The organism is Paraburkholderia sp. GAS199, assembly GCF_050436585.1.
Lineage (GTDB): Bacteria > Pseudomonadota > Gammaproteobacteria > Burkholderiales > Burkholderiaceae > Paraburkholderia.
The window spans coordinates 367,232-380,362 of the sequence record NZ_JBNDMM010000002.1 but is presented as its reverse complement, the minus strand read 5'-3'; the positions used below and the strand labels follow the sequence as shown (position 1 = coordinate 380,362).

10 protein-coding genes are annotated in these 13,131 nt (G+C 62.4%); 5 read left to right on the top strand and 5 right to left on the bottom strand.

The genetic code is table 11. The features are described 5' to 3' along the window. Positions 1-6: 6 nt before the first annotated feature. A complete protein-coding gene (locus P3T18_RS07765) occupies positions 7-1,494 on the top strand; it encodes an MFS transporter (protein WP_429299339.1) in 1,488 nt (495 codons plus the stop codon). A gap of 932 nt (positions 1,495-2,426) precedes the next feature. Here the strand turns inward: P3T18_RS07765 and P3T18_RS07760 are convergent. Then, on the bottom strand, positions 2,427-3,335 hold the full coding sequence (locus P3T18_RS07760) for a helix-turn-helix domain-containing protein (RefSeq protein ID WP_429299338.1): 909 nt from the start codon (positions 3,333-3,335) through the stop codon (positions 2,427-2,429). Between the two features lie 321 nt (positions 3,336-3,656). Here P3T18_RS07760 and P3T18_RS07755 point away from each other — a divergent pair, with 321 nt between their 5' ends. Both P3T18_RS07755 and P3T18_RS07750 read left to right on the top strand, forming a co-directional pair. Further along, entirely contained in the window at positions 3,657-4,433 is a 777-nt protein-coding gene (locus P3T18_RS07755) for an SDR family NAD(P)-dependent oxidoreductase (protein ID WP_429299337.1), read from the top strand. A gap of 45 nt (positions 4,434-4,478) precedes the next feature. Next, on the top strand, positions 4,479-6,017 hold the full coding sequence (locus P3T18_RS07750) for an amino acid permease (RefSeq protein ID WP_429299336.1): 1,539 nt from the start codon (positions 4,479-4,481) through the stop codon (positions 6,015-6,017). 93 nt (positions 6,018-6,110) lie between these two features. Here the strand turns inward: P3T18_RS07750 and P3T18_RS07745 are convergent, their stop codons facing one another. Next, entirely contained in the window at positions 6,111-7,745 is a 1,635-nt protein-coding gene (locus tag P3T18_RS07745; RefSeq protein WP_429299335.1) for a hypothetical protein, read from the bottom strand. On the opposite strand from P3T18_RS07745, the gene P3T18_RS07740 reads away from it, so the two are divergent. Continuing rightward, positions 7,735-7,956, top strand: coding sequence for a hypothetical protein (locus P3T18_RS07740; RefSeq protein ID WP_429299334.1), 222 nt, complete (start codon positions 7,735-7,737; stop codon positions 7,954-7,956). The two genes, P3T18_RS07745 and P3T18_RS07740, sit on opposite strands and share 11 nt — an antisense overlap. 840 nt (positions 7,957-8,796) lie before the next feature. After that, positions 8,797-9,882: a glycosyltransferase family 4 protein gene (locus P3T18_RS07735; protein WP_429299333.1), complete on the top strand. Its 1,086-nt coding sequence runs from the start codon at positions 8,797-8,799 to the stop codon at positions 9,880-9,882. Positions 9,883-9,892: 10 nt separating this feature from the next. Here P3T18_RS07735 and P3T18_RS07730 read toward each other — a convergent pair whose 3' ends face one another. The 3 genes from P3T18_RS07730 to P3T18_RS07720 form a co-directional block, all read right to left on the bottom strand. Then, complete coding sequence (locus tag P3T18_RS07730) at positions 9,893-12,319, bottom strand: hypothetical protein (protein WP_429299332.1); 2,427 nt, start codon at positions 12,317-12,319, stop codon at positions 9,893-9,895. Between the two features lie 98 nt (positions 12,320-12,417). Then, positions 12,418-12,870 carry a GDP-mannose mannosyl hydrolase gene (locus P3T18_RS07725; protein WP_429299331.1) on the bottom strand — a complete coding sequence of 151 codons (453 nt, stop codon included), beginning with the start codon at positions 12,868-12,870 and terminating at the stop codon, positions 12,418-12,420. A gap of 52 nt (positions 12,871-12,922) precedes the next feature. Then, positions 12,923-13,072 carry a hypothetical protein gene (locus P3T18_RS07720; RefSeq protein WP_429299330.1) on the bottom strand — a complete coding sequence of 50 codons (150 nt, stop codon included), beginning with the start codon at positions 13,070-13,072 and terminating at the stop codon, positions 12,923-12,925. Between the last annotated feature and the right edge of the window lie 59 nt (positions 13,073-13,131).

Below are 13,131 nucleotides of genomic sequence, written 5' to 3'. Positions count from 1 at the left end.
CAGACGATGAAATCGTCGAATCAGGCAGTGTATGCAACGGCGCTGGGCGATGCCGGCGCGCTCGGCGGTGTGCCCGACGCGGACGTGGACGCTTCCGCGAGCAGTCGCGCCGACGCGATCGCGCTGGAAGGCGCGCGCATATCGGCGCGGCTCGACCGCTTGCCCGCCACCCGTTCTGTCTGGAAGCTCGTGATGCTGCTGAGTCTCGGGCTTTTCTTCGAACTCTACGACCTGATGTTTTCCGGCTATATCGCGCCGGGTCTCGTGAAAAGCGGCATTCTGAGCGCCACGACGCACGGCCTCTTCGGCAGCAGCGGCGTGGCGAGTTTCATCGCCGCGCTGTTCGCGGGACTGTTCATCGGCACCGCCGCCTGCGGCTTTCTCGCCGACCGTTTCGGTCGACGCGCGATCTTCACGTGGTCGTTGCTGTGGTACACCGCGGCCAACATCATCATGGCGTTTCAGGACACTGCGCTCGGGCTGAACCTGTGGCGTTTTATTGCGGGCATCGGGATTGGCGTGGAGATCGTGACGATCGGCACGTACATCTCCGAACTCGTGCCGAAGCATGTGCGCGGCCGGGCTTCGGCGTTCTCGCAGGCGGTCGGATTCTGCGCCGTGCCGATCGTCGCGTTTCTCTCGTATCTGCTCGTACCGCATCGCTACTTCGGCATGGACGGCTGGCGACTCGTCGTGCTGACCGGCGTGGTCGGCGCGATCGTGGTGTGGTGGATTCGCCTGCGGCTGCCGGAAAGCCCGCGCTGGCTGGCGCAGAAAGGACGCATCGACGAAGCCGACGCCGTCATGACGCGCCTTGAAACGCGCGTGGAACGCGAGTACGGCCGGCCCTTGCCGCCGCCCGCGCTGCCGGAGCCGGTGCGCGCACGCGCTGCGTTTCGCGATCTGCTGGTGCCGCCGTATCGCAAGCGCACGCTGATGCTGATCATCTTCCACGTCTTCCAGACCATGGGGTATTACGGCTTTGCAAACTGGATTCCGACCTTGCTCATCAAGCAGGGCATCACCGTCACGACCAGTCTGATGTATGCGAGTGTGATTGCGATTGCCGCGCCGCTGGGTCCGCTGCTCGGCATGCTGATTGCCGACCGTTTCGAACGCAAGACGGTGATTATCTGCATGGCCGCGGTCAACGTGGTGTGTGGCCTGATGTTCAGCCAGGCGCGCGAAACCGTGCTGCTGGTGAGTCTGGGCGTATGTCTCGTGCTGGCGGGCAACATCATTTCGTACAGCTATCACGCCTACCAGGCCGAGCTGTTCCCGACCAGCATCCGCGCGCGGGCCGTGGGATTCGTTTATTCGTGGAGCCGCGTTTCCGCGATGTTTTCCGCGTTCGTGATCGCGGCGTGTCTGAACCGCTTCGGCGTGAACGGCGTATTCGTATTTATTTCGGGCGCCATGGTGATCGTGATGCTAGCGATCGGCATGCTTGGGCCGAAGACGCGAGGCGTCGCACTGGAGGACGTATCGAGGTAGCCCGCCGTTTCGTGGGCGGGCTTCTATCGCGGATTAGTGCTTTTTCGGCGTCGTGGAAGTACTCGGCGCGATGCGGATGGGCGGCGAGCCCGACGGCGAAGTGGCAGGTTGCGGTTTCTTCGCCTGTTTCGGTTTTTTTACTTCGCGGTTGCTGCGTAGTTGGCCTTTTGCCATGGTGGGGGCTCCCGGTGGGTGATCTTTTTGCTCTGCTGGAGAGCTATGGGGGCTAGTGTGCGCTGGAATTGGATGCAACGGTGGTTTTTTGTTTTGCGCAGCGGGCGGTGGGTTTTTTGCCTGCGGCGGTGGGTGCTTATTTATCTTATTGGTTTATTAGTGTTGCCCCTGTGCGGGGCGGCACTTACTTTCTTTGCCGCGGCAAAGAAAGGTAAGCAAAGAAAGCCGCTCACACCGCTAACCCTAAGCGGGCACCTCTCATAACCACACGGAGTGGCAGCCGATAGGGCCGACCGTGGATCGTCATTTCTAGTGGTACAGCAGTCATCCGTTCCGGCGACGCTGCGCGCGCCGGAGCGGTACTTCATTTCAACCAATCACTTCGTTTTTCGCTGTGCCAGCCGTCGGCTTTGCCTCGGCGAGAAGCTAATTGGAAACCTGTGGTTTCCCTTGCATGCCGCTCGGCGCGCGGAGCGCCGCCGGAACTGATGACGGCCTTGTCACTCACGCGGAGTGCGCGACACGTCGGATGCTCCGGGGCCACCGCCGCAGAGAAGCGCCACCGATAACGAATAGCATTGGCGGTTCAAAGCGGCTTTCTTTGCTTAGCTTTCTTTGCCGCGGCAAAGAAAGTAAGTGCCGCCCCGCACAGGGGCAACGCTAATAAACCACAAACATAAGAAACACCACCGCCGCAGGCAAACAACAAGAGCAACAACAACAGCCACCGCAGACAAAAAACCAAACTCGCCTCGGCGTCAAGCCACCCTCTTTCTTCGACAAGTCTCACTCGGCAATTCCCCAAACTGCTCCCGATACTCGCTGGAGAAATTCCCGAAATGCCAGAACCCCCAACGCGTGGCAACTTCGGTCACTGACGACGACGCCTGCAACTCGCGCCGCACGTGATCGAGCCGCACCGCCCGCATGTACGCCGAAGGATTCACGCCAAGGGTATCTTCGAACGCATACTGCAAAGTGCGCCGGCTCGCGCGAAACCGGGCACACAGTTCGGCAACGGAAAGCGGGCAATCCGGCGTGCCTTCGACCAGTTCGCGCACGCTGCGCACGAGTTGCCAGTTTCGCGCGGTACGTGGCTCGGCATTGCCGAACGCAGCGGTGTCCGACAAACCTTGCAATGCTTCGGCGAGTCCGAAGATCACCGACTTCTCGAACGTCGCGGCAATCGCGGCGTCGTCGAGCAGGGTGGGCGTGGCGGCCACGGCATCGAGCAGGCGCTTCAGGACTTCGCGAAACGCCTGCAGGCGCGCCGGGTCGATATTGAGTACGCCGGGCTTTGTGCCCAACACCGGCAATAAGGTTTCGAGCTGCCAGCGCGCGTGAATGTCGCCGATCGCTTCGGGTTCGATTTCCAGATTCACTACGACATGCTTGTCCGGCGAAAGAAACTCGAAGCCGCCGTCGCCGGAAAATACGTGTAGACCGTCGCGATGACTGGTCTGGCCGCATAGCAGTGCATGCCCTTCGAGCTGGAACGGTATGCCGACAGCGATTCGGGATGCCGCCACCTGGCCGCGCTGATACACCGTGCGGTTCAGTCGCTCCACCAGCACGCGTACGCCGCCGGCCGTGAACGAACTCACCGAGCCGTCGAAAGCGCCGCGCGAAATCTGGCAATAACTCTGGTTCCAGGCATCGAGCAGCATCGCCTGCTCGTCGATGTTGCGGCAACAACGAATCTCGACGGCTTGGTGTGTCCGATAGACCGCGTGCATGGCTTCTCCCGGTTCTGGTTGCGCTCCCCGCAAAACTTCGTGCCACCCAGTGTATGCGAAAAAAAACTCGTCACGGCAATGTTGAATCCGGGTAACACGGGCGAGTCATGGCGCATTGAACGCGCGTCCGTAATCGTTTCGTCAGCGAGACGGGTTTTTACGGGATTTTTACTTTTTGCCAATTTTGGATAGTCGCCGTTTTTTGCCGCCCCTACTTTGTGCATAACGCATTGCACTGGAAAGGGAGTCGGCATGAGCAGGTCAGCAGGCAGACTGGAAGGCAAGATCGCAATCGTCTCGGGCGGCGCCACCGGCGCGGGCGGGGCGGCGTCGTTGCTGTTCGCGCAGGAAGGCGCGCAGGTCGCGGTGGTCGATATCAACACGGATGCGGGCGAGGAAGTGGTCACGCGGATTCGCGCCGCAGGCGGCGTGGCCGAACTGTTCGCCGCCGACGTGTCGAAGCGCGCCGCGGTCGATGCCGCGGTCGCCGGCATCATGGCGCGTTTCGGTCGAATCGACGTGCTGTTCAACCACGCGGGCAGCATCGTCGTGAAGCCGTTCGTGGATACCACCGACGACGACTACGACTGGCTAATGAACGTCAACGTGAAGAGCATGTTCATGATGACGCGCGCCGTGCTGCCGCACATGCTCGACGCGGGCGGCGGATCGATCGTGTGCACGGCGTCGATTTCGTCGGTGGCGGCGACGCCGCTCGAAGTGCTCTACTGCACGACCAAAGGCGCCTGTGCGATGTTCGCGCGCTCCATTGCAGTCGAGTATCGCGACCGGGGGATTCGCTGCAATGCGGTGTGTCCGGGATTCATCGACACACCGCACGGGCGGCGCGAAATCAGCGCGCTGGCCAAATATGGCTTCGACGCGAGCGAGGCCGCGTTGTCCGTGCAGCAAGGCCGTTTGTGCGCACCGGAAGAAGTGGCGCGCGCCGCGCTCTTTCTCGCCAGCGACGACGCGAGCTTCGTCAACGGCGCGCACCTGTACGTCGATAACTGTTTTACGGCGGCGTGATCGCGGCTCGCCGCTTCGTCATAACCCTGTTCAAAGGAACGCGTCATGGACATCAACACGGCCGTGCCGTCAGCGGAATCCGCCGACAACGACGTCAAGCTGTTGCACAAGATGGGCTACGCGCAGGAACTGTCCCGGCGCATGGGGGCGTTCTCGAACTTCGCAGTGTCGTTCTCGCTGATCTGCATTCTGTCGGGCGGCATCACGTCGTTCCAGATGGGGCTGTCGGCGGCGGGCGGCGCCTCCATCGGACTCGGCTGGCCGCTCGGTTCGCTGTTCGCGCTGGTGGTGTCGGCGGCCATGGCGCAGATCGCGTCGTCGTATCCCACCGCGGGCGGCCTCTATCACTGGAGTTCGATTCTCGGCGGTAAAACGTGGGGCTGGCTGACGGCCTGGCTCAATCTGCTCGGGCTGGTGTTCGTGGTCGCGGCCATCAACTACGGCACTTACGATCCTTTCTTCCGCACCCTGATCGCGCCCATGTTCGGCGTGAATCCGGATTCGCTCGGCTGGTGGCAGCAAACGCTTTTCCTCACGGTGATCACGGCGTCGCAGGCGTTTCTGAATCATCGCGGCATTCGTATCACGAGCAAGATCACCGATCTGTCCGGTTATCTGATCTTCGTGGTGACGATTCTGCTGGTGGGCTCGCTGCTGGTGTATTCGCCGGTGAAGATCGACCTGTCGCGTCTTTATACGTTCACCAATTTCACCGGCGTGGACGGCGGCGCGTGGCCCAAGCAAACGCTCGCCATGGCGTTTCTGTCCGGCCTGTTGCTGACGGCTTATACGATCACGGGTTTCGACGCGTCGGCGCACACCTCGGAAGAAACGCACGAGGCGGCGCGCAACGTGCCGCGCGGCATCGTCGGTTCGGTGTTCTGGTCCACCACCTTCGGTTACGTGATGGTCTGCGCATTCGTCCTCGTGATGCCGGATCTCGGCGCGGCCGTGAAGCAAGGTACGGGTTTCTTCGAAGCGATTCTCGCGCCGATTCCGGGGCCGCTGCGCATCGTGATCGAGTTGCTGATGTTCTTCATCAACTACGTGTGCGGCCTTGCAGCGGTCACGTCGACCTCGCGCATGATGTTCGCCTTTGCTCGCGATGGCGGCTTGCCGGCATCGAAATGGCTGCGCAAAGTGAACGCGACGCACCGCACGCCCGGCGCGGCGATCTGGACCACGGCCGTGCTGGCAATCGTGGTGACGCTCTACGGTGACGCGTTCACCGTACTGAGCGCGGGCAGCGCGGTGTTTCTGTTCATCTCGTACGCCATGCCGATTGCCGCCGGCATTCTTGCCGAAGGCCGCACGTGGAGGGAGAAAGGGCCGTTCCAGTTGGGCATGCTGTCGAAGCCGTTCGCGGTCGCGGCGGTGTTCGGGGCCCTCGTGCTCGCTTATGTCGGCATGCAGCCGCCGAACCAGAAAGTGGTGTACGTGATCGTCGGATTGCTCGCTGTCCTGCTGACCATCTGGTATGGCGCGGGCGTCCGCAAGAGCTTCGCGGGTCCGCCGATCGGCAAGGTTTCCACCGAGCGCGAGAAGGAACTGAGCGGCATGGAAGGACGGCTCGGCGAAGGTTGATTCGCTTCGCGCTGCATCGGATCGCAGCACGATAAAAAAATCCGCCGGCATGCTCGCGCTTGCCGGCGGATTTTTGTTTCCGGTCTGACAGCGTTACATGCCGACGTAACCGACCGGCGCCGTCGCGTTGGCCTTGGCGACCGACGCGTTGGTCGACACCACGTACACCGGCGATTCGGTGAGGTTGAGCGTCAACGTGCCGTTGCTGTAGTTCATCGTCGAGGCGTTGCCCATCAAGTCCACGACCTTCACCGTGCCGCTCGTGCCCGGCGCGTCGACATTCAGCGTGTACGCCACGCTGTAGCTCGGGCTGAAGCCCGCACTCGCGTTCCACACGTTGTTGTTGTGCGCCCACAAAGCGGTGATGACCGCGCCGCCGCCGACCTGCTGGAAGGCATACGCGTAGACGCCGTTCGGCGTGCCGTTGACCGGGCCGAGCGTGGTGGTGCCGTCGAGCGTGTGCGTCATGGCGCTGATCGCCATCGCGACCGGCTTCGGACTGATGTTCGACGCGCCGTACGCGCCTTGCGCGTCGTTCAGATCGAAGAACGTGCCGTAGCCCACTTCGCCCGGATAGTCCGCGCCGTAGAACACGTAGGTCTGGTCCGCGCCTTCGCCGAGCGTGATGATGTGCATGCGCGCCGCGACGGCGGCCTGCGCGTACAGCACGTTGGCGGTCGGATAGTTGGGGCCGTAGGAGCTGCCGATGTCGTAGCTGATGCCGGCTTCGGTCGAGAACAGATGCATGCCGGTGCGATAGTCCGTCGCCATTTCCGAGCGCAGTGCGCGTATCTGGCCGCGCAGCGAGCTATCCGCGGTGGACGGATCGGCGTCGTAACGCTCGGGCGGATGCGAGGGCGAGGTGCCCGCGTCGTAGTAACCGTGCGTCGCCACGCCGTCGATGTACTGACCGAGGCCGAGCGGCGCGAGACGCTTCAGGCGCGTGGTCGTGAGGCTCGGGAATGCGTCGGCCGGTCCCATCACGACCGCATGCGGATCGGTCGAATGGATGCCCTGATAGACGGATTTGTAGAGCGCGATGAAGTTGGCGTCCGTGTCCGTCCACATCTGGTTCGGTTCCCACGTCACCTGATAGTAGTTCGCCGACTGGCTCGGGAAATACGTGCTGCGGATGGTGTTCGATTCCGTGCCCACGCGGCCCATGTAGCTCTGGTAGTAGGCGAGGTCGGTCGGCACGCCGGTGTCGTCCTGGAACGCGCCGGTGCTGCTCGCCCATGCCGGAATGCCGTCGAGCCGGATCAGGCGCATCACGTTGCCGCTCTTGTAGAACGGATCGAGGCTGCTGCCCGACGGGCTGAACGTGTTCGGGCCGTTCGGCTCCATCGTCGACAGCTGACGATCGTCGATCGTCGACGAAATGCCGAGCGCGGCCAGCAGTGGGCCGTTGTCGTTCGCGCCCTGCATGCCGAAGCGATGCTGCTCCTGGCGCGCGTAGGTCACGGTGGGAATCACGCCGGAAAGATTCGGCGCCACGCCGAACGTGGCGATGCCGACCGGACGCGTGCCGGCTTGCGGCAAGCTGCCGCCGGCTTTCGCGAGCGTGCCGGTCGCGGCGAAATAGCCGGCGAGCGTCGACGTGCAATTGAAGGTGATGGCTTTGGCGCCGCTGGCCACGGCGGTGCTGCCGCTCGCGACCACTTTGCCGAGCGTGTCGGTGACGGCCCAGTTCAGCGTGTCGGCGCTCGGCGCGTTGGTATTGAACGTCAACGGGAAGCTGCTGCCGGCAGCGAAAATGCGCGTGCCGTCGGCGCTCGGCGTGTCGGCGGAAATCGTCGCGCTGCCGGAGCCTGCCGCGGTGGACGGCGACGCGCAGCTCATCGACGCGGTGGAATTGCTTGCGGCGTTCAACGAAGCCGCGCCGGCGCTTCCGGCCGCATTCGTGCCGGCGGTGGCCGCACCGCTGCTGCCGTTGGCCTGAGTGGATGCGTTGTTCGACGAGCCGTCGCCACCACCGCCGCCGCCGCATGCGGCCAGCGTGAGTGAAAGAGTAGAAAGGAGAAGAAGTCGGGATTTCATCAGTCTGTAAGCAATGAGTTAGCGGAGCGTCAGTTCATTTCTTCGCGGCACGCGCGTGCGGAAATGAGCGACGTCGGTTTCATTCAGGCGAACGCGCGCCGCCGACCAAAGTCGGCTTTGGCGGATTCGGACGATCGAAGAAAGTACGACGAAAACAGCCAAAAGTCTGATGGAACGACGCGGCTTGCCGCCGTTCCGGCGAAACATCGCGTTACGCGATGCAGTATTTACTGTCCCGTAGGCCGAAACGGCCTGTTTGGGAAGAATCGACCGCAACGATACGCATTAGTCTGCTTAAAAGAAGTAACGAGTCGTTACGTATGAACAATAAGGCAGTACTAATTTCATTGGTCGAATGAAAGAAAACGTATGGCGAAACCTGTCCTTATCCGCCAGTTTCATGTGGGCCGACGAACGCCTTTCTGAATTTGAAATGGATGCCTAACTAAATGGATTCGCAGTAAGCGATGAGAAATGGGCGTTGCCGCTCATTCCCAAGCGGATACTGTCTTGGAGTTGGCGTAATAGTGCTTATGCTTGGGTGTAACGTTTCCACGCGACAGTGACTTTGGATGTAGCACTGTCGAGCGTTTCACGAGACAAGGGCGCGGCTTCGAGGCGAGTGCGCTGGATCGATGATCAAAAGATGATGAACTACCGACTTCTTCCTTGAGCGGTTCGATAGCCGGGTCGATATGTCCATCCGTTGCTCAAAAAATGCGGTTATCCAGAGAGATAAATCGTGAGAATTCTTCAGCTGGTTCATGCACCACGGCTATCCGGGGCGGAAGTACTTGTAAAGGGTCTGGCGATTCATCATCAGCGCGCGGGGCACGAAGTCTGCATGGCGTCCCTGCTTCCCCAGCAGGACGATTTCGCCGACATCCGCGTCGAACTGCAGGCCGCCGGCGTGACCTGCATGTTTCCGCAGACTCGCCATGGCAGAGTGGGGCGCCTGCTTCACCTGTATCGCGTGGTGCGTCAGTTCAGGCCGGATTTCATCGTCGCGCACGCCACGCTCGCGGCGCTTTATGTGCGTCTTTTGCCCGTGCATACGCCGATTGCCTGGGTCATGCATTCCGGCGTCAACGATTTCGAAAACGGTTCGCTCAAGCACGCCGAGCGTTTGTTGTCGCGCCGCGCACGCGCCATCATCGGCGTGTCGCAGCAGAACATCGACGACTACATGCGCGAGATCGGCGAGCATCCGGCCATGGTCGTCATTCCGAATGGCGTCGACGCATCGCAGTTTGCGGCGGTTGTCGACGCGGCTGCGCCGTCGATTGAAGTGCCGTCCAAACAGATCGTGCAATTGGGCCGCTATATAGAAGCGAAAAATCAGCTCGACACGATTCGCGCTTTCGACAGCGTGCTGCAAAGCGAACCCGATGCGCGTCTTCTGCTGTGCGGTGTAGTGGAAGAAGTGAGCTACTACGAAGCGGTGCTTTCGCTGGTCAATCGGCTTGGCCTGGAGAGTCGCGTGACGGTGTGCGGGCCACGATCGGATGTCGCGGAGATTCTGAGAACCTCGCGCGTCTTCGCGATGCCGTCACGTTTCGAAGCGCAGAGTATCGGTTTTCTGGAAGCACTCGCTTCGGGTATTCCGGTCGTGGCCAATCGCATTCCGTCCTTCGGGTTCGCCAGTGGATTCGACGGCGTGAATCTCGTCGATACGACCGATGCGAACGCATATGGCCGCGCGCTGCTCAACGCACTCGACACGCCGCGCGCAAATCGCCAGCTTTCCGGCTACACGTTGCACGATACGGCGGACCGTTACATGAGCATCGCCCGTAAGTTCGTGCAGCCGCTGCAAGTGTCCGCCTGAACGAATCTCGCTATTGCGCAAGACGGTCGATGCGTAGCGTCTCCGAAAAAAGTCCCGGTAGCGCGCCGAGTTCCTGAGCGGCGCCGAGGGCAAAATTCGCATTCAACGGGTAGCGCATCAGCGCCGCCGACCCACCGGTGAAGTAGAAATCGCCGAGCGTCGCATCGGTTCGCCGGTACAACACCAGCGACGGATTTCCGTTGTCGTACACCACCGCCGGAAACACGTCCGACCACGACATCCCTTGCAACGTACCCACCGGAACCGGTGCCTTCGCTGCGCTGCTGTTTTTGTCGACGGCGAGATCGAAGGCGGCGACGTCGATGCGCGCGTCGTCGCTGGCGTCTTCGAGATGCGGTGTCAGCAGAATCAGCGTGCCGCCGTCTTTCGATGAAGCGCTGGCGGCCACCTTCACGAACTCCGGCTCGAACGATGCGGGCAACAGCGTGCGCTCGCCGATCGTCATCTGTGCGCCGTCGTTCGAGATGGGTGTGACCGCGAGCCGATTGTCCGTGTCGGTGAGCGCGACGAGCGAGGCATACGCTCCCGGTTTCGTTGCTTGCAGCGCGAGGAAATTGCTGTTTTGTCCGAGCGTTCTGGCCTGTGCCTTCAGCGTCGGCGCCGCGCCACTCGATCCATTCGAAGCAGCAATCCACAGATCCAACCCGCTGTCGCTGCGCTTCTGCGCGATCAGCACGTCCGCTTTATTTTTGCCGTCGAAGTTCGCCGCCACGTATTGCTGCGCGAGTTCGGGCCGGAATGCGTCGCGCGTCTGAAGCCAGAGACGCGGTGCTTCGAAATGGCCGCCCGCGTTGTGCAGCAACCAGAACGCGGTGCCGCCGGCGCGCGCGGCAATCGCCATCAGATCGGCCTTGCCGTCGCCGTCGAAATCGCCAAGCAGAAAGCGCACGCTGTCGAAGCAAAGCTTGTCGCCGGCGCAGCTCGGCACGGTTGCCTTGTAGTCGAAGGGCACCGAACCCGTGTACCAGAGCGCGGCATGCGTGGGCTTCGCGAGCGACGCTGCATAGACGCTGAATCCCGGCCCGTCTTTCTGACGCTGCACGTAGACCGCCGACGCTTCGCCCTTGCCGGCGAGGTCGCCGTACATGGCCGTGGCGAGGCGCAGATCGGTGGCCTGAGTGCGTTGGGTCGTCGCCCAACGATACCGCGTGGTCAGCGCATTGCACCCGCGCATCGCGAGCTTGCCGTCATTCTCGCCGAGGCAATGCCGCTGCGGCGTGTAGACGAGTCCGAAGTCCCAGGGCGTCCAGCGTTGCGCGACGTCCCATTGATCGCACGTCTCGCCGATCAGAAAGCCGTCGCGTTCGGCGATACATTGCGACGTCGCGACACTCACGAGCGCCGCATTGCGCGTGTTGCCGGGATACACCGTCAGCGGGTCCCAGCGCCATTGCTGTGTGGGCGCGCCGGTGCAGGCCGCGAGCGTGGGCGAACGTCCCGCGCCGCCCGACGTGAGGCAACGGCTCGACGCTGCGTTGAAGAGCTGGATCGGATTCGACTGGAAGTCGGGCACGCGATGATCGCTGCGATCGGCGAACGCATAACGTCGCGCGACCCAGTTGCCGTCCCACTGATACTCGCCGAACACATGCGAATAATCGCTGCCGTCGATGGCAAAGTAGCTCGCCACGATGTCGCGTTTGCGCTGCACTTCGGCTGCGGGCAAATTGGCGGGCCAGCCGCCGGTGGGATACGTCACGTGGTATTCGATCGGCACGCTGCGACTCAAGGTCTGCGCGACGTGTCGTGTGATGCGCGCGGCAAAGATGTGGTCGGGATGCTCGATGAACGGCACCGTGTCCGGATTGAGCGTGTAGATCTGCGTGGCGCTCGAAAGGATCGACTTGAGCGTGGCCGAGAGCGAAGCGCGATCGTATTGCACGCGCACGGAGCCGTCCGCGTTCATCGGATAGGTGGAGAGCGTGGCGCGCTGTTCCCACAACAACCCGAGCGGTTCGCGACCGCCGCGTACGGCGCCGCCCGGCAGGCGGAATTCGAGCAGCCGCACCTGTGGCTTCGCTTTCAGCACCATCTCGTGCACGAGCTTGCCGGCGATCGTCACGTTCGCTTCGTTCCACTCGTTCGGCACGCCCGCCATGCGCGCGTAGGCGAGGCGCGAAGCGCGCTCGCGCGTGAGCACGTACGCGAAATTCGCGCCGTTGGCGCCGCCGATCAGATGAACCGTGGTGATGCACCAACCGGCATCGAGCCGCTCGCTGATGGCCGGATCGACGAACAGCAGATCGTCGTCGAGGTGCGCGACGACAGTGACGAGCGTGCCGGCGCCGCAGGCAGCCGAAGGCGCTGCGGAGTCGGACGATGCCGCATGGGCCGCGCCGCAGGCGCCAGCCAGAAAGAAAACCGCAAGAAAAGCCTGGAATGAAGCGCGAATAAGCCGGGATGCCGATAGTCGCATGTTGATTCGAGCCTTGACGGTGGGCTCGATCTTACTTCACCCCGGCGACCCGGCACGTTGGCGAACTCACAGTTCGACTCCTGCCGCGGCAATGCGGTCTAGCGGAAGTAGGCTTTGGTGTTGTCGTGGACGTCGTCGCGCGCGAGCAGATCCGGCGGCGCAAGCCATAGATAGTCGCTGTGCTGGTCGAGCCGGCCGACCGGCGCCGAGCCGCTGATGGGCAGCGAATAGGCCAGCACGATGTAGTGCGTGGAGACGTCGGGCTCGTCGGCGAAGTTATCGCTGTAGTGATGCTCGAACACGCCTTCGAAGCGCGCGGCCGAGCGCTCCAGCCGGCCGATGCCCAATTCCGCGTCGGCGATACGCGCGAACGCGGCGTCGAGCGTCTCGTCTTTAAGGATGCGTCCGCCCGGCACGAACCACGTACCGCGCGCCGGGCGATTGCGGCGATGGCCGATCAGCACGCGGCCTTGCGTATCGCTGACAATCAGATCGATCGCCACCAGCGGGGTCAGGCGAACCACGTCCAGAAAGTCGAGTTGAGTCAGCATCCGTGCTCCAGGAAGTTAATGGCCGATCGCGTGTCGTGGGTGTTTCGAAGTTTCAGTACTCGTGATGGCTGGCGTCGTCTTTCGTGAGCCGCTCCGACACGTTGCCCAGCAATAGGGCGAGCAGAACGGCGCCCACGGTGGCAAAGAGAAACGCGCCGATCATTGCGGCTAGCACCAGCATCGTCCATGCGAGTCCGTTCATGTCGGGCTCCGGTGCGTTGATTAGCGGGACACTTTCCCATTCGGTTTCATACTACGTCC

Bases quoted from the DNA above. Each gene is read 5' to 3' on its own strand.
- P3T18_RS07720 (WP_429299330.1), bottom strand. From the start codon at position 13,072: ATGAACGGACTCGCATGGACGATGCTGGTGCTAGCCGCAATGATCGGC.
- P3T18_RS07750 (WP_429299336.1), top strand. From the start codon at position 4,479: ATGGACATCAACACGGCCGTGCCGTCAGCGGAATCCGCCGACAACGAC.
- P3T18_RS07730 (WP_429299332.1), bottom strand. From the start codon at position 12,319: ATGCGACTATCGGCATCCCGGCTTATTCGCGCTTCATTCCAGGCTTTT.
- P3T18_RS07765 (WP_429299339.1), top strand. From the start codon at position 7: ATGAAATCGTCGAATCAGGCAGTGTATGCAACGGCGCTGGGCGATGCC.
- P3T18_RS07725 (WP_429299331.1), bottom strand. From the start codon at position 12,870: ATGCTGACTCAACTCGACTTTCTGGACGTGGTTCGCCTGACCCCGCTG.
- P3T18_RS07755 (WP_429299337.1), top strand. From the start codon at position 3,657: ATGAGCAGGTCAGCAGGCAGACTGGAAGGCAAGATCGCAATCGTCTCG.
- P3T18_RS07760 (WP_429299338.1), bottom strand. From the start codon at position 3,335: ATGCTGCTCGATGCCTGGAACCAGAGTTATTGCCAGATTTCGCGCGGC.